Origin of the sequence: Reyranella sp. (assembly GCF_004296935.1) — a bacterium.
Classification (GTDB): domain Bacteria; phylum Pseudomonadota; class Alphaproteobacteria; order Reyranellales; family Reyranellaceae; genus Reyranella.
The window spans coordinates 18,104-33,661 of record NZ_SCVH01000073.1 but is presented as its reverse complement, the minus strand read 5'-3'; the positions used below and the strand labels follow the sequence as shown (position 1 = coordinate 33,661).

Sequence of the window (15,558 nt, the reverse complement as noted above, 5' to 3'; positions counted from 1 at the left end):
CCCTTTTCCGCGGGTGGCGATCCTGCCCCCGACAGGCTATCTACAACGGAAGGATCGCCGCCGGCCGGCGGCGCGTCCATCTGGAAAAGGCATTGCAGAGCGAGACCGGCATGACGCGCGAGGCGATGGAATACGACGTGGTGATCGTGGGTGGCGGCCCGGCCGGGCTGTCGGCGGCGATCCGACTGAAGCAGCTCGCGGCCGAGCGCAATCACGAGGTTTCGGTCTGCTTGCTCGAGAAGGGCTCGGAGATCGGCGCCCATATCCTGTCGGGTGCCGTGGTCGATCCAGTCGGCCTCAACGAACTCATTCCCGACTGGAAGGAGAAGGGAGCGCCGCTCGAGACCCAGGTCAGCGACGACCAGTTCCTGTTCCTGACCAAGGGTGGTTCCTACCGCTTCCCCAATTTTCTGATGCCGCGGCTGATGAACAACCACGGCAACTACATCGTCAGCCTGGGCGACGTCTGCCGCTGGCTCGGCCAGCAGGCCGAGGCGCTGGGCGTCGAGATCTATCCCGGCTTCGCCGCCGCCGAGGTGCTCTACAACGACGATGGCTCGGTGAAGGGCGTTGCCACCGGCGACATGGGCGTGTCGAAGACCGGCGAGCACAAGGACACCTACACGCCGGGCATGGAATTGCATGCCAAGTACACGCTGATTGCCGAAGGCGCGCGCGGCTCGCTCGCCAAGATGCTGATGTCGAAGTTCGACCTGCGCGACGGCGTCGATCCGCAGAAGTTCGGCATCGGCCTGAAGGAACTGTGGCAGGTCGATCCCGCCAACTTCAAGAAGGGCCTGGTCGTGCATTCGCAGGGCTGGCCGCTGTCGGAGACCGGCGGCGCCGGCGGCTCGTTCATGTACCATTTCGGCGACAATCTCGTGTCGATCGGCTTTGTGGTGCATCTCTCCTACGAGAACCCCTATCTTTCGCCGTTCGACGAATTTCAGCGCTTCAAGACCCATCCCGATGTCGCCAAATACCTGCAGGGCGGCAAGCGGCTGGCCTACGGTGCGCGCGCCATCAACGAAGGCGGCCTGCAGTCTGTGCCGAAGCTCACCTTTCCGGGCGGCGCGCTGGTCGGCTGCTCGGCCGGTTTCGTCAATCTGCCGCGCATCAAGGGCAGCCATAACGCGGTCAAGAGCGGCATGCTCGCGGCCGAAGCGGCGTTCGAGGCCCTGGCGGCGGGCAAGACCGGTGGCGACGAGCTGATCGCCTACCCGGTGAAGGTGAAGGCGTCGTGGATCTGGAAGGATCTCGACAAGGTGCGCAACGTGAAGCCGGCGCTGAGCTGGGGCACCGCGGTGGGCACCATCTACGGCGGCTTCGACATGTGGATGCACGATCTCGGCATCCGTCTGCCCTGGACCTTCCACCACAAGAAGGCCGATCACGAGACCCTGCGGCCGGCCAGCGAGTTCCAGCCCATCCAGTATCCCAAGCCCGATGGCGTGATCTCCTTCGACAAGCTCTCCTCGGTGTTCCTTTCGAGCACCAATCACGAGGAGGATCAGCCCGTCCATCTGAAGCTGCGTGATCCGTCGATCCCGATCGCCGTCAATCTGCCGCTCTATGCCGAACCGGCACAGCGCTACTGCCCGGCCGGCGTCTACGAAGTCGTGACCGCCGACAACGGCCAGCCGCGCTTTCAGATCAACGCGCAGAACTGCGTGCACTGCAAGACATGCGACATCAAGGATCCGGCGCAGAACATCGACTGGGCGGTGCCCGAAGGTGGCGGCGGCCCCAATTACCCCAACATGTGACAGGTATGCGACGCACACTCCTTACGCTGCTGCCGGCCGCGCTGCTGCTGGCGCTTCCCGCGACCGTCGATGCCCAACAGGGCGGGACACCCCAGACCAAGACGCCGCCGCAGACGCAACCCCAGGCCCAACGGGGTCGCCAGATCTCAGCCACGCTCGACGGCCGCTATCTCGCCGCGCGCGTGGCCGAGCAGGATCACGATTACGACGCGGCGGCCGATCAGATGGACGCCGCCCTCGCGCTGGCGCCGACCGACCCCGAGTTGATCTATTCAGCCTTCCGCATGCGCATGTACGCCGGCCGTGTCGATGCCGCCGCCCAGCTTGCGCCGCAGGTGCTGGCGACGCGGCCAGGCGACGGCTTCGCCAACCTCGTGCTGGCAATCCAGGCGATCAAGAAGGGCGAGTACAAGGCCGCCGAGCAGCAGCTCAGCCGCATCGGTGCCGAGAACCAGCTCGGCGTGTTGCGTGACTTCGTGATGGCGTGGCTCAAGGCCGGCGAAAAGGATTTCCCCGCAGCGCGTGCCCTCCTGGCCAAGTTCAAGCCGGCGGCCGGTGAACGCTCCGAGGCGCCGGCATTGGTGATCGCGGCCCAGATCGACGAGCTGGCGGGCGACCGCGCGGCGGCGGAGTCGAAATATCGCCGCGCGGCATCACTCGACCGCAATGGCCTGCGCACCACGCTGTCGGTCGCCGACGGGCTGCGCCGGCTCGGCAAGGCCGACGAGGCGCGCGAACTGCTCAAGACCTACGGGGAGAAGTACAGCGACTCCGTCCTGATGGACGGCCTGATCGCGGCCAACGCGCCGATGCCCAAGCCGCCGTCGCCGGCAGCGGGCATTGCCGAGATCCTGTTCGACATCGGCGGCATCCTGGCGGCCGACCCGCGCAACCAGCGCGCCGACCTCGCGCTGATCTTCGATCAGCTCGCCGTCAACCTGAAGCCCGACCACGACTTCTCCTGGCTGATGATCTCGAACCTCTACGAGCAGTTCCAGCAGATCCCCAAGGCGATCGCGGCGCTGGCCAAGGTCGGTCCCACCTCGCCGCTGTCATGGCAGGCGCGCCTCAGGATGGCGGCGCTCGACGCCCAGCTCGACCGCTTCGACCAGGCGGTCAGCCGCCTGAAGGCACTCATCTCGGAAAAGCCCGACCGGATCGACGCAGCGCTCACGTTGGCCGATCTGCAGCGCGGCAGGGAGCGTTACGCCGACGCCGTCGCCGCCTACGACACGGCGATCGCGCGCCTGCGCAAGGTCGACGAACGGCATTGGCAGGTATTCTTCGGCCGCGGGATCGTGCTCGAACGGACGAAGCAGTGGCCAAAGGCGGAATTGGACATGAAGAAGGCGCTCGAGCTCTCGCCCGACCAGCCGCATGTGCTCAACTATCTCGGCTACAGCTGGGTCGACCAGGGGCTGCATCTCGACGAAGGCATGAAGATGCTGATGCAGGCCACGGCGCTGCGCCCGGACGATGGGGCGATTACCGACAGCGTGGGCTGGGCATTCTACCGGACTGGCCAGTTCGACAAGGCGGTCGAATGGCTGGAGCGGGCAAGCGAGCAGAAGGGCGACGACGCCACCATCACCGAGCACCTGGGCGATGCCTACTGGCACGTCGGCCGTAAGCGCGAGGCGCGCTTCGAATGGGAGCGTTCGCTCAACCAGAAGCCGGACAAGGACCGCGTGCCGGTCATCAAGGACAAGCTCACCAACGGCCTCAACCCGTCCAACGACAAGCCGACGGTCTACGAAAAGCCGCCCGCCGCCAAGCAGGGCGGCTGACCGGGTCACGCGCTGGCCGGGGTTCGCGTCATGCGGCTCGCACGCGCCAAGGTCAATCTCTGGCTGAACGTCGTCGGACGCCGCGCCGACGGCTACCACCTGCTCGACACGTTGGTCGCCTTCACCGATCTCGCCGATCGGCTGGAGGTCACCCCATTCGACGGATTGTCGCTCGCGATCGAAGGCCCCGCGGCGGCGGGCATCGCCGGCGAGGCGGACAACCTCGTGCTGAGGGCGGCGCGCCTGCTCGCCGATCGAGCCGGCGTGGCGCCGCGCGCCGCCATTCGTCTCGCCAAGCACATTCCCGTGGCCTCGGGCCTGGGCGGCGGATCGGCCGACGCGGCGGCCGCTCTCCACGCGCTGGTCGATCTTTGGCGCGTGGCCATGCCCGTGGAGGAGCTGTTCGACATCGCCGCTACGCTGGGGGCCGACGTTCCGATGTGCCTGGCCGGCCGGGCCGCCTTGGCCTCGGGCGTGGGTGAAATCCTGCGGCCGGCGCCGGCACTGCCGCCCTGCGCCATCCTGTTGGTCAATCCGGGTGTACCGCTTGCCACGCCGGAGGTCTTTGCCGCGCGTCGCGGAGCGTTCTCGGCAGCCAGCCCCGTGCCGGCGGCGTGGCCGGATTTGGGTGAATTCGTCGATGCCCTGGCCGCACGCGGCAACGATCTCACGGCGGCCGCGATCTCGCTGCGGCCGGCGATCGCGGGCGCACTGGACGCACTGCGCCAGGGCGATGGGGTGCGTTACGCGGCGATGAGCGGCAGCGGCGCCACTTGCTTTGCATTGCACGACACCGTCGAGGCGGCCCGCCGGGCGGCGGCGCGCCTGCCGGACGCGTGGTGGCGGCACGCCGGCCTGCTGGTTCCAGGTTGAAGGTCTGACCTTGATTGGACCGAAGTCAGTTGGGCTTCGGCGCCATCAGCAGGCGCAATTCCTTCAACGACTCGAACAGCGCCTTGCTCGGTTCGCCGGTCACGGCGAGGCCGGCGGCGCGTTCGTAGTCGCGAATTGACGCGCGTGTGCCGGGACCGTTCAGGCCGTCGGGCGCATCGCGGGAAAAATTGAGGTCGCGCAGCAAGGCCTGGATTGCCTTGATCTGCTCGGCGGGAGCCGTCGGCCAGGCATCCAGGGCAGGCTTGGCAGGTTCGATTCTGGTCGTCTCCTTCGGCGTGGTGCGCGCAATCTCGGCTGATGTCGGCGGCGGCGGCGCGGGTGCCGGTTGTCCGAGATCGATGACCGAAGCGGCGGGTTCGGGTCTCGGCACAGGTTTGGGCGGTTCGGCGACGGCCGCGACCTGGAGCGGCGCTGGTTTGGCGGTTTCGATTTTCGGCAGGGCAGGCTTGGGTGGATCGACTTTTTTTGCCGCTTCGGCCTTCGCTGCTTCGACCTTTGCCGCTTCGGCCTTCGCCGCTTCGACCTTTGCCGCTTCGGCCTTCGCTGCTTCGACCTTTGCCGCTTCGGCCTTCGCCGCTTCAGCTTTTGCTGCGTCAGCCTTTGCAGCTTCGGCCTTTGCCGCTTCAGCTTTTGCTGCGTCAGCCTTTGCAGCTTCGGCCTTTGCAGCTTCGGCCTTAGCTGCTTCGCCCTTTGCCGTTTCGGCCTTCGCTGCTTCGACCTTGGCCGCATCGGACTTCAGCACCTCGGCCTTGGGCAGATCGATCGTCGGCAGTTCCACTTTCGGTGTCTCTGCTTTCGGAGCGTCGACCTTTGGGGGTGGTGGCAGCGGCGAGTTGGCCACCACGTCGCGGTTGGCGAGCGCGTCCCTGAGCGCGGCATAGACGTCGCGGGTCGGCTCACCGGTCTCGCGCAGGGTGACGCTGCGCTGGAAGGTGCGGATGGCCGCGCGCGTCATTGGCCCCACGATTCCATCCGGTTTGTCGCGCAGGAACTTGAGGTCGACCAGCGCCTGCTGGATGACGCGGACCTGGTCGTTGCTGGCCTTGGGCCAGCCCGCCGGTTCGGCATCGGGAGGCGGTGGCGCTGGCGCTGGCGCTGGCGCCGGTTCGGGCGCTGCGGCGGTCTCGGCCGGTGCCGGCGGTGGCTTGGGCGGCGACAACGCCTCGACGATGAGCTTGAACTCACCCTGTCCCAGCGTCTGCGCCCGCTCGAGTTCGGCCGGCGTCAAAATCCGTTGCAGGGTCTGGGTGCGCTGGGTCGCGGTCCTGGCCAGCGCCGTCTCGGCGCCGCGATTTGTCTGGCGCTCGAATTCGGCGGTGATCGCGAACCAGGCCATCGCCGTCGCGGCGTCCTTCGGTGCAGCATCGCCCCGCTCGTAGATGTCGCCCAGCGTGAACATCGATGCCGCCATGCCCTGGCGGGCGGCCGAGCGCAGCAGTTCGACTGCCTCCTTGCCGTCGCGGGGCGCACCCTTGCCGTCGCGCAACAGCAGGGCGAGGTTGTGCTTGGCCATCGGCATGTTGGTCGCGACCGCCTTGCGATACCATTCGATGGCCTTTGTCGAGTCGCGCTCGACCACGAAGCCGCGCTCGTACATCACGGCGACGTTGAATGCCGACTGCGTCGAGCCACGCTGGGCCGCGCGCAGCAGCCAGCCGGCGCCGGCCTGCTGGTCCTTGGTCACGCCGACGCCCTGGACCAGCCGGCGGGCCAGCTCCTCCATCGCAGGGATTTGGTCGGCGTTGGCCTTGGCGCGAAGCTCATCGATCGGCATCGCCGACCAGTCGGTGGGCTTGGGCGGTTCGACCGCGGACGTCGAGGTGGCCGGCATCGCCGCGACTGGCGGAGCGCCGCTGCGGGCAATATCGGCACTGGTCGGTTCGGGCGGTGCCGGCGGATCCTGAAGAACGATCTCCGCGGGTGTGGGGCCAGGGCGTGGCGGCGCTTCGGCGACGGCGCGCTTGGCTTTGGCCGACTTGGCGACCCTGGGCGGCGCCGTCTCGGGCGGCTGGGTCACCCAGGCGCCCGCAGCGGCGGCACCCACCGCCAGAATCGCGATCCCGGCCAGGACGACAGCACGCTTTTGGGGCCAGTTGAGCTTGCCGGTCATCCTCCAACCATAGCCGAGGCGGGGCGCTGCCGAGAAGGCGTCGCGCGATGGCGGACCACGATCAAAGCCGTCAGCAGAAGCACCGCGCCCACCTGATGCGCCGTTGCCAGGAAGATGTTGATTCCACTCAGAATCGTGGCGATTCCGAGGCCGAGCTGAACCACGGCCATCGCCGCGGCGGCCAGCGTTTCCGGGCGCCGCACCCGCCAGGCCAGGATCAACACACCCAGCACCAGGAGCTTGGCCAGCCAGCGATGGATGAACTGGATGGTCGTGCCGTTCTCGACCGGGTTGATCCACCACGGCGACTGGTCGAACAGGCCGGGTGGGATCCAGTGGCCCGACATGGTGGGGAAGGTGCTGTGCGCCGTTCCCGCCCGCAGGCCGGCCATCAGCGCCCCCCAGGTGAGCACGACGAAGAGGAAGGCGATCAGTGCCGTCGCCAGGCGCGAGGTCTCGGCATCGTCGCGCCGCGCCGCCTGTGGCCCCAACTCGAGGATGAGCCAGATCGTATAGCCGTAGAGCGCCACGGCGAGCAGGAGATGCGCCGCGAGCCGGTAGTGGCTGACCGCCGGACGGTCGATCAGGCCCGAGGCGACCATCGCCCAGCCCAGCGCGCCCTGCAGGCCACCCAGCACCAGCAGCGCCAGCAACCGCGGCTTCAGGGCCGGCGTGAGTTGTCCGCGGAGCCAGAACCAGGCGAGCGGCACGGCGAAGACCACCCCGATCAACCGGCCCCACAGGCGATGGATGAACTCGAGCCAGAAAATCTGTTTGAAATCGGCGATGGCGAAATCACGATTCACCAATCTTCCCTGCGGCGAGGAAAGATACTTCTCCAGTTCCGCCTTCCACGCTGCCTCGGAGAGCGGCGGCAGCCAGCCGGTGACCGGCCGCCATTCGACCATCGACAGGCCCGATTCGGTGAGCCGCGTGAGCGCGCCGATGGCGATCATGAAGAAGATCATCGCGGCAACGACGATCAGCCAGTTGCGCACGGAGGCGGGAGCGGTTTGCATGGAGGGCGGACCATGCGCGAAGGCGGGGGCTCCGTCATCAGGCATAAATGTCGCGAAGATGCCGCACGCCTTGCGCTTCCCGGCCATGCCGGTTAATCGGTTCGCCTACGAACAAAATACCCCTCGCTCCATCTGGATAATTGGCAATGAACGCGCCCCGGCTGGCTCCCGTTCTCTCCCACGGGCTCAGCTTCATCGACCTCTACGACCGTGACGGCCTCGGCCGCCTCGATGCCGCCTTCGCCGCCTGGCTGCAGGGCGTCGACACGGGTCTGCATGCGCGGCTGATGGCGGCGCGGACGGCGCCGGACGCGCTTTCACCCAAGGACGAATCGAATCTTCTGATCGAATTGGCACGGCCGCTCGAGGATTTCGTCGGCGCGCTGTTCGATGTGGCGGCACCCGTTGCCGAGCTGCGCGGCCGGCACAGCCGTCTTGCGCCGCTCTACGACTGCAAGCGGCTGTTCGTGCAACGCTACGTCACGCGCGCCATCAAGCCCGATGCCGCGATGGCGCTCGACGGCGACCGCGTCACGGCGGAGGTCGGGCTCGGGACCGGCTTCGCCGAGGGGCTGGAGGACTGGGAGCTCGCCTTCGCGCTCGCTGTCCGCGACCGCGTCGGCGCCGAGTTCAAGGTCGAGACACCGACACCGGAGATCGAGGCGCTGGCGCGCTACGCCGCCTGGGCGCTGCACCATCCCGAGGGCAAGAAGCGCCATCGCGACGGGCCGCTGTTCAAGGTGCCGCACAAGATCGATCCCGACCATCTGGTGCCGATCGAGACCGAGGTCGTGGACGGCGTAACGCGGATGAAGCTGCCGCGGCCGATGCTGCGCCATCGCGAGGGTTTTGCGCTCACCGACGAGGGTTTCGATCTCGTCCGCGCGCTCGATCACACCAACTACTGCATCTGGTGCCACAACCAGGGCAAGGACAGCTGCTCGCGCGGCCTCAAGGATCGCAAGACCGGCGCCTTCCAGAAGTCGCCGTTCGGCGTGACCCTGGCGGGCTGTCCGCTCGAGGAAAAGATCTCGGAGATGAATCTCCTCAAGAGCGAGGGCTTCTCCGTCGGCGCGCTGGCCATGGCGGTCGTCGACAATCCGCTGGTTGCCGCCACCGGTCATCGCATCTGCAACGACTGCATGAAGGCCTGCATCTATCAGAAGCAGGAACCGGTCGACATCCCGCAGATCGAGACCCGCACCCTGAAGGACGTGCTCGCCCTGCCGTGGGGCTTCGAGATCTATTCGCTGCTGACGCGCTGGAATCCGCTCAACCTGCGCCGCCCGATCCCGCGGCCCTCGACCGGTCGCACCGTGCTGGTGGTCGGTCTCGGCCCGGCGGGCTTCAATCTTTCGCACCACCTGATGAACGATGGTCACACCGTGGTGGCGATCGACGGCCTAAAAATCGAGCCGCTGCCGCCCGGGCAGTCGGGTGTGCTGGCCGACGGCGCCCGCGTGTCGTTCGACGCCGTGCGGGATGTCGCCAGCCTGCGCGAGGATTTGGGTGAACGCGCGATGGCCGGTTTCGGCGGCGTCGCCGAATACGGCATCACCGTGCGCTGGGACAAGAACTACCTGAAGATGGTGCGACTGCTGCTCGAGCGCCGTGGCCAGTTCTCGATGTTCGGCGGCGTGCGCTTCGGCGGCACGGTGACAGTCGAGAGTGCGCTCGCCATGGGCTTCGACCACGTGGCGCTCTGCGCCGGCGCCGGCAAACCCACCGTGCTCGACCTGCCCAACGGCCTGGCCCGCGGCGTGCGCGCGGCCTCGGATTTCCTGATGGCGCTGCAGCTCACAGGTGCTGCCAAGAAAGATTCGATCGCCAACCTGCAGATCCGCCTGCCGGTGATCGTGATCGGCGGCGGTCTGACCGGCATCGACACCGCCACCGAATCGCTCGCCTACTATCCGCTGCAGGTCGAGAAGTTTTTGGCGCGGCATGAGACGCTGGTGGCCGAACGCGGCGAGGCGGCCGTGGGGGCGGCCTGGAACGACGAGGAACGCGAGATCGCCCAGGAGTTCCTGGGTCACGCCCGGGCCATTCGCGCCGAGCGCGCGACGGCTGCGCGCGAGGGCCGCGCGCCCGACATCGCCAAACTGGTGAACGGCTGGGGCGGCGTTTCGCTGGTCTATCGCCGCCGCCTGGTCGACTCGCCGTCCTATACGCTCAACCACGAGGAAGTGTTCAAGGCACTGGAGGAGGACATCCGCTTCATCGAAGGCCTCTCGCCGGTCGCCGTCGAGGTCGACGCCAACGGCCACGCCAAGGCGCTGAAGGTGGCCGGCGAGCAGAACGGCGCCAAGGTCGAGGCGACCCTGCCGGCGCGCACCATCCTGGTGGCGGCGGGCACGCAGCCCAACACGGTGCTGGCGCGCGAGGACGCGACGCACGCCTTCATCGACGGCAAGTATTTCCGCGCGCTCGACGAGGACGGCAATCCCGCCATGCCGGAGCGCAACTGCAAGCCCGCCGACGTGCGCGTGCTGATGTACCGCCATGGCGATGGTCGCAGCATGTCGTTCTTCGGCGACCTGCATCCCTCGTTTGCCGGCAATGTCGTGAAGGCGATGGGCGGTGCCAAGCAGGGCTATCCGGTGCTCAGCCGCACGATGGAGAAGCTGCCGGCGCCGGCACGTTCACCGGCCGAGATCCTGGCCGAGGCCAACCGCGACTGGCGCGCGCGGGTCGTGCGCGTCGACCGGCTGACGCCCACCATCGTCGAAGTCATCGTCGAGGCGCCGGCCGCCGCCCGCAACTTCGAGCCGGGCCAGTTCTACCGCCTGCAGAACTACGAGGCGCGCTCGAAGAAGGTCGACGGCACCTTGCTCACCATGGAGGGCCTGGCGCTGACCGGCGCCTGGGTCGACAAGGACAAGGGTCTCCTGTCGCTGATCACGCTGGAAATGGGCGGCTCGTCCGACCTCTGCGTGCTGCTCGAGCCCGGCGAGCCGGTGATCGTCATGGGCCCGACCGGCGCGCCGACCGAGATCGAACCCGGCGAGACCGTGGTGCTGGCGGGCGGCGGCCTCGGCAATGCCGTGCTGTTCTCGATCGGCCAGGCCTTCCGCAAGGCCGGCAGCAAGGTGCTGTATTTCGCCGGCTACAAGAAGCCGAGCGACCGCTACAAGGTGGAAGAGATCGAGGCCGCGGCCGACGTCGTCGTCTGGAGTTGCGACGAGGCGCCGGGCTTCCCGGTCGACCGGCCGCAGGACAAGACGGTCGTCACCAATATCGTGGAAGCGATGCGCCGGTACGCCTCGGGCGAACTCGGCCCGCAGCCGATCCCGTTCAGCGATGCCGACCGCATCGTGGCCATCGGCTCCGACGGCATGATGAACGCGGTGCGGTTGGCGCGTCACGCGGTGCTAAAGCCCTATCTCAAGGCCGGTCACCGCGCGCTGGCGTCGATCAACTCGCCCATGCAATGCATGATGAAGGAGATCTGCGCCCAGTGCCTGCAGCTCCACCGGGATCCGGTGACGGGCAAGGAGACGGTCGTGTTCTCCTGCTTCAACCAGGACCAGGAGCTCGATCGCGTCGACTTCGCCAATCTGCGCCAGCGGCTGCGCCAGAACGGCACGCAGGAGAAGATCGGCGCGCTCTGGATCGACCGCTCGTTGCGGAAGCTCGGCGCGCGTTAGTGCCCGTTGTGTCATCCCGAGCGAAGCGAGGGATCTTTCCGTTGCCTTAAAGGTCCCTCGGCCTGCGGCCTCGGGATGGCAATGGTGCGCTAAGGCGATCTCACGAACCGGAACAGCACCTTGTCCTGGCTGTAGTAGCGCAGCTGGTCGACGATCTTGGGGAAATATTCGCTGCCCACCGTCACCGGCATGAAGGCATCGAGCGCCAGCGGCCGGACCGAGACGGTGAAGCCCGTCTCCGAGAAGACCTTCGCCACGCGGTCGAGCGAGTGGTCGTAGATCGGGATCGACGAGGTCTCCGAAATCGCCTTGCGCCACCGGGGCCACACCGCGCTGTCGGTGTGGCAGCCCATGGCGGCGACATAGGCGCCGCCGGGACGGAGCGCCGCTTTCATGTCGGCGGCGTGGACCGCGAGATCCGGCAGCAGGTAGAGAACTTCGTGGCTGAAGGCGTAGTCGAAGATGTGGCCGAGGGCCGCTGCGCTGTTGCCGGCGCGATAGTCGATCGGGCGCTGGCGCTTCAGCAACTCTGCGCGCGCCACCGACTCGCGGGCGATGTCGATGCCGACGCCGGCGCGGAACGGATGGCGGTCGTACAGCATGCGCAGGAAGCCGCCCTGGTTGCAGCCGTAATCGAGCACGGTTGCGTCGCGGAGATCGTCGGGAACCGAGACATCGATCATGCGCCGCCAGATCGGCGCATGGGCGGCGCCCATCGCTTCTTCATCGGCCGGGTTGCGATTCCAGGTCGAGATCGTGCCGCTGCGCTGCATGGCTTCCTCCCGCGTGGGGAGGAAAATGTATCACGCCCGGCCGCGCCAGGGATGCACAAGCAGGGGCCCCGCGATCAGCGCGCCGAAGACGATCATGCCGACGGCGATGGCGGTGAAGACGCCCGACAGGCCCCAGCCGAGATGCTCGACGGCGAACCAGCCGCCGATCGTGGCCACGAACAGGCGCGCGAGGCCGGCGGCGAACGGCGCCTTCATGCGCCCCGCGCCCTGGCTGGCGAAGGAGAGCGTCATGCCGACACCGAACAGGCAATAGAACGGCGCCACCCTGGTGATGTAGGACACCGTCGCGGCGACGACTTGGGGATCGTTCGTGAACAGCCGTGCCCAGCCTTCGGGCACGAGCGCCACGATCCAGCCGAAGGTGCCGATGCCGAGGCCAGCAACGAGACTGCCGATCCAGGCTGCCCGCACCGCCCGCCGCCAGTCGCTGGCGCCGGCCGCGACGCCCACGATCGTGGTGAGGCCGGAGCCGATGCCGAAGGCCAGCGGCACCAGCATGAATTCCAGCCTAACGCCGATGCCGTAGCCCGCCAGCGCGGCCACGCCAAAGCGGCCGACAAGCCCCGTCACCATCATGGCGGTGAGGTTGGCGGTGAAAGCCGAGAAGGAAGCGATCAGGCCGACCCGCAGGATGTCCCAGAACAGCCGGCCTTGTAGCGCAAGGCCGCCCAATCCCGGGACGAAGCCCAGCTTGCCGCCCCACAGGGCGCGCGCCTGCAGCAGCGCCGACACCGCCGAGGTGAGCAGCGAGGAAATCGCCGGGCCCGCCATGCCGAGACCCGGCCAGTCGCCGATGCCGAGCGCCAGCACGTAGGAGAGCGGCACCTGGGCGATCGACGACAGCAGCATGTAGCGGCCGGGCGTCGCAGCATCGCCGCCGCCGCGCAGCAGAGCCGACAGGAAGAAGTTCGCCCAGATGGCGAGCGCGCCGGTGAACAGGATATTGGAATAGGTGAGGGCGTGGTCGAGCGCGGGGCCCTCGCCGCCCAGCAGACGATAGAGGGCGGGTGCGGCGGTCCAGGCGAGCAGGGTGAACACGAGCGCCAGCACCGCGCCCAGGATCAGCGCGTGCAGAACCAGCGCGCGTGCATCGTCCCGTCGGCCGGCGCCCAAGGTGCGCGCCATGGCGGCCGCGACGCCGCCGCCCATGCCGCCGGCCGCCATCATCGTCATCATCATCATGAGCGGAAAGACCAGCGCGAAGCCCGCCAGGGCCTCGGTGCCGAGCCGGCCGAAGATGAAGGTCTCGGCGATGGCGACGAAGGTCTGGGCCACCATCACCGCCGTGGTCGGACCGGCGAGCTTCAGCAGGCTGGGTCCGATGGGTGCGGTCAGGAGAGGGTGGGCGGCCCTTGCGGGCCCGGCGACGGCGGCGGTGGAGGACAGGGCGGGACTCCGCGATTTAAGTGCATATGCACCCTATCAAGGTGCGCTGGCCTGTCACCTGACAAAAGCCCGGGTGGCCATTAGCTTTCGATCATGACCGGAAAAGAACGCCCCCTCGCCAAGCCCTCCGTCCAGGTCGAGAACGACCGGGTGATCGTCACCGAATGGCGCTTCCCGCCCGGCGGCCACACCGGCTGGCACCGCCACAACCACGATTACGTGGTGGTCCCGGTGACCACGGGCGAATTGCACATCTTCGACGGCAAGACGACGGTGCCGGCGCCGCTCCGGGCCGGCGTCTCCTACGCCCGCCAGATCGGGGTCGAGCACGACGTCATAAATCCCAACGATTTCGAGTTCGTTTTCGTGGAAATCGAACTCAAGGCCTGACCGGAGCGGGGGGCAGATCCGCCCGGCCGTACGTTGACTTGGGGCGACCGAGGGGTCATATGAGTGCCGCCAGCGGTCCGGCCCGATTCACGAGCCTTATGAGACCGCTCCAAAGTCCAGCGGATAGAATGGACTAAACCACGGAAATTAAATGAGTTTTGAGAGTTTGGGGCTGAGCGCCCCGGTACTGCAGGCAGTCGCCGACAAGGGTTACACGACGCCCACCCCCATCCAGGAAAAGGCCATTCCCATCGTCCTGATGGGTCGTGATGTCCTCGGATGCGCCCAGACGGGCACCGGAAAGACCGCCTCCTTCGTCCTGCCGATGATCGATATTCTCTCGCAGGGTCGCGCCAAGGCGCGCATGCCGCGGACGCTCATTCTGGAGCCGACGCGTGAACTGGCCGCCCAGGTGGCCGAAAACTTCGAGACCTACGGCAAGCACAACAAGCTCAATATGGCGCTGCTGATCGGCGGCGTGAGTTTCCCCGACCAGGAACGCGCGCTGGAGCGCGGCGTCGATGTGCTGATCGCCACCCCGGGCCGCCTGCTCGATCACTTCGAGCGTGGCGGCATTTTGTTGAACGACGTCAAGATCCTGGTGATCGACGAAGCCGACCGCATGCTCGACATGGGCTTCATCCCCGACGTCGAGCGCATCGTGGCCACCCTGCCGGCTATACGTCAGACCCTGTTCTTCTCGGCTACCATGCCGCCGGAGATCAAGCGGCTGGCCGACCGCTTCCTGAGCAACCCGAAGGAAGTCACCGTCTCGCCGCCGGCCTCGGCCAGCAACACCATCGTCCAGGGCCTGATCGTCGTCCCCGAGGACGACAAGCGCGATGCCCTGCTGGCCCTGATCAAGAGCCAGGAAGTGAAGAACGCGATCGTGTTCTGCAACCGCAAGCGCGATGTCGCCACTCTCCACACCGTCCTGAAGAAGCACGGCGTCAATGCCGGCGCGCTGCACGGCGACATGAGCCAGCCCGCGCGCACCGAGACGCTGGAGAAGTTCAAGGCCGGCGATATCCAGATTCTCGTCGCCTCCGACGTGGCCGCCCGCGGCCTCGACGTCCAGGACATGAGCCATGTCTTCAATTACGACGTGCCGTTCTCGCCCGAGGACTACGTCCATCGCATCGGCCGCACCGGCCGCGCCGGCAAGACCGGCCACTCCTTCACCCTCGCGGCGCCGTTCGAGGGCGGCCTGATCGAGGCGATCGAGAAGCTGATCGGCACCACCATCCCGCGCATCGAAGTGCCCGGCCTCGAGACCGCGACGCTGGAAGCCGGCGACGGTCGTCGTCGTGGCCGCGGCGGTCGTGGCGGTCGCCCCGGTCGCAGCAGCGGGGGTGCCGGTGCCGGTGCTGGCGACAAGCCGCGCGGCCCGCGCCGCGAGCCGCGTGCACCCCGCGAGCATCGTGAGCCGCGCCCAGAAGCGCACGTCGAGGTATCGGCCGGGCCGCAGGCGGTCGCCGAGGCTTCGGTTGCCCGCGAGCCGCGGCCGGAACGCGCTCCACGCGAGCGTCGTCCCGAGCGCGAACATGCACCGCGTGAACACGCCCCTCGCGAGCCGCGCGCCGAACGTTCGGCGCAGCCTCCGCGTGAGCGGCAGTCCGAGCGCAGGCCTGAACGCCGCCCCGAACCGCGGCGTGACCGCGACGATGGCGGTCCGGCGCCCAAGGGTCTCGGCGATCACGTGCCGGCTTTCCTCGCCCGCCAGCCGCGCTAGACTGCCGGCCACGGCAGCGGCCAGGGAAGCGGC

General features: G+C 67.7%; 10 protein-coding genes. 6 read left to right on the top strand and 4 right to left on the bottom strand.

The annotated features are described in order from the left end of the window. Positions 1-125 precede the first annotated feature (125 nt). Genes EPO55_RS09620 through EPO55_RS09610 form a run of 3 tightly spaced genes read left to right on the top strand, consistent with a single transcriptional unit; the run spans position 126 to position 4,426 of the window. Positions 126-1,766 carry an electron transfer flavoprotein-ubiquinone oxidoreductase gene (locus EPO55_RS09620; RefSeq protein ID WP_296336520.1) on the top strand — a complete coding sequence of 547 codons (1,641 nt, stop codon included), beginning with the start codon at positions 126-128 and terminating at the stop codon, positions 1,764-1,766. 5 nt (positions 1,767-1,771) lie between these two features. Then, positions 1,772-3,553 (top strand): tetratricopeptide repeat protein, encoded by a 1,782-nt coding sequence (locus EPO55_RS09615; RefSeq protein WP_296336471.1) that lies wholly within the window; start codon positions 1,772-1,774, stop codon positions 3,551-3,553. A 30-nt stretch (positions 3,554-3,583) separates the two neighbouring features. After that, on the top strand, positions 3,584-4,426 hold the full coding sequence (locus EPO55_RS09610; RefSeq protein WP_296336470.1) for a 4-(cytidine 5'-diphospho)-2-C-methyl-D-erythritol kinase: 843 nt from the start codon (positions 3,584-3,586) through the stop codon (positions 4,424-4,426). Positions 4,427-4,451: 25 nt separating this feature from the next. Here the strand turns inward: EPO55_RS09610 and EPO55_RS09605 are convergent, their stop codons facing one another. Both EPO55_RS09605 and EPO55_RS09600 read right to left on the bottom strand, forming a co-directional pair. Next, on the bottom strand, positions 4,452-6,557 hold the full coding sequence (locus tag EPO55_RS09605; RefSeq protein ID WP_296336469.1) for a peptidoglycan-binding protein: 2,106 nt from the start codon (positions 6,555-6,557) through the stop codon (positions 4,452-4,454). Then, a complete protein-coding gene (locus EPO55_RS09600) occupies positions 6,554-7,576 on the bottom strand; it encodes a COX15/CtaA family protein (protein ID WP_296336467.1) in 1,023 nt (340 codons plus the stop codon). Before EPO55_RS09600 ends, EPO55_RS09605 begins: the two co-directional genes overlap by 4 nt. A 146-nt stretch (positions 7,577-7,722) precedes the next feature. Here EPO55_RS09600 and EPO55_RS09595 point away from each other — a divergent pair, with 146 nt between their 5' ends. After that, on the top strand, positions 7,723-11,223 hold the full coding sequence (locus EPO55_RS09595; protein WP_296336466.1) for an FAD-dependent oxidoreductase: 3,501 nt from the start codon (positions 7,723-7,725) through the stop codon (positions 11,221-11,223). Positions 11,224-11,312: 89 nt separating this feature from the next. On the opposite strand, the gene EPO55_RS09590 is transcribed toward EPO55_RS09595, so the two are convergent. Together EPO55_RS09590 and EPO55_RS09585 are read right to left on the bottom strand one after the other, a co-directional pair. Next, the gene (locus tag EPO55_RS09590) at positions 11,313-11,996 is read right to left on the bottom strand and encodes a class I SAM-dependent methyltransferase (protein WP_296336465.1); all 684 of its coding nucleotides are present in this window, start codon (positions 11,994-11,996) and stop codon (positions 11,313-11,315) included. 30 nt (positions 11,997-12,026) lie between these two features. Beyond that, positions 12,027-13,298 carry an MATE family efflux transporter gene (locus EPO55_RS09585; RefSeq protein WP_296336462.1) on the bottom strand — a complete coding sequence of 424 codons (1,272 nt, stop codon included), beginning with the start codon at positions 13,296-13,298 and terminating at the stop codon, positions 12,027-12,029. 198 nt (positions 13,299-13,496) lie between these two features. Here EPO55_RS09585 and EPO55_RS09580 point away from each other — a divergent pair, with 198 nt between their 5' ends. Continuing rightward, on the top strand, positions 13,497-13,793 hold the full coding sequence (locus tag EPO55_RS09580) for a cupin domain-containing protein (protein ID WP_296336460.1): 297 nt from the start codon (positions 13,497-13,499) through the stop codon (positions 13,791-13,793). A gap of 151 nt (positions 13,794-13,944) precedes the next feature. Continuing rightward, positions 13,945-15,525: a DEAD/DEAH box helicase gene (locus tag EPO55_RS09575; protein WP_296336459.1), complete on the top strand. Its 1,581-nt coding sequence runs from the start codon at positions 13,945-13,947 to the stop codon at positions 15,523-15,525. Positions 15,526-15,558 lie beyond the last annotated feature (33 nt).